1 pseudogene is annotated in these 1,056 nt (G+C 65.8%); it reads right to left on the reverse strand.

What is annotated here, in order from left to right:
• A pseudogene (locus ACH4E7_RS45695) lies at positions 1-524 on the reverse strand (group II intron reverse transcriptase/maturase); the annotation flags it as partial.
• Positions 525-1,056: the final 532 nt, after the last annotated feature.

Genomic DNA, 1,056 nt, shown 5'->3' on the forward strand with positions numbered 1-1,056 from the left:
ACCACCCATTCGTAGGAATGACTGGCGAGATAGCGACTCTCGGCGACGGCGTCCTGAGCCCGGCGGTTCGGGCGGAACCCGTAGGAGCACGGGAGGAAATCCGCTTCGAACACCGGCTCCAGCACCAGCTTCAAGGACGCCTGGACCACCCGGTCCGCTACGGTCGGAATCCCCAGGCGACGGAGCTGGCCGTTCGCCTTCGGGATCATCCGCTCACGCACCGGAACCGGCCGGAAGCTGCGCTCTCTCAATTGAGATCGCAGCCCGTCGAGGAAGACCTCGACTCCCTGCCCGGCCTCGATCGAGTGAGCGGTCCTTCCGTCCACTCCGGCCGTGCGGGCGCCCTTGTTCCCCCGGACCCGGGCCCACGCCACCAGAAGGAACGCAGGATCGGCCACGAGGTTGAACAGATCGTCGAACCTGCGATGAGAATCATCGTTCGCCCAACGGTGCAGCTTGGTCTGGATCTCCAGTACCCGAAGCTCCGCCCCGAACAGGGCGGACTCCAACTCGTCGGTGTTCACCGGCGACACCTCCTGGCATTCCAGCATCCTCACTACTGACTTGCTGGCCCCCTTCCCCCTGCGGCCGGCTCTCCCGGCCTCCGAGTACTACGGAGCCTCCGCCCTGTCCGACAGCCATCAACCGGCGATGGACCTGCCCTCGACCGAACTGGAGATCCGGCACGGAGGGCGACTGCGGACAGTTCCCACGTTCACCACGGAATCGATCGACGGGTGAGGTGCCCAGCTCTACCCCGGCAGCATCGCCACACCTACGCCGCAGACCTTCGGCGTGGCCTCCCCACCGACAGGTAGAACCGGCTTCGGAGTCGACCGTCAGCTCGCTGACGGTCGTGCACTGCATCCGGCCCAGATCCGCCAGGTTGGAGCCGGTGTCGTAATTACGGGGCGTCAAGCACTGGTTCCTCGCGTACACCTTCCCGTCTCGCTAGCCGGACCCGAACCGTCTGGCAGTGCCAGTCCGTCCCGGCATTGTCAGGGCTGCTTACCGCCCGCCTCGGCATCCCCCGAAACGAACTGCCCTCAGCTTCAA

The organism is Kitasatospora sp. NPDC018058 (assembly GCF_044327205.1).
GTDB lineage: Bacteria > Actinomycetota > Actinomycetes > Streptomycetales > Streptomycetaceae > Kitasatospora.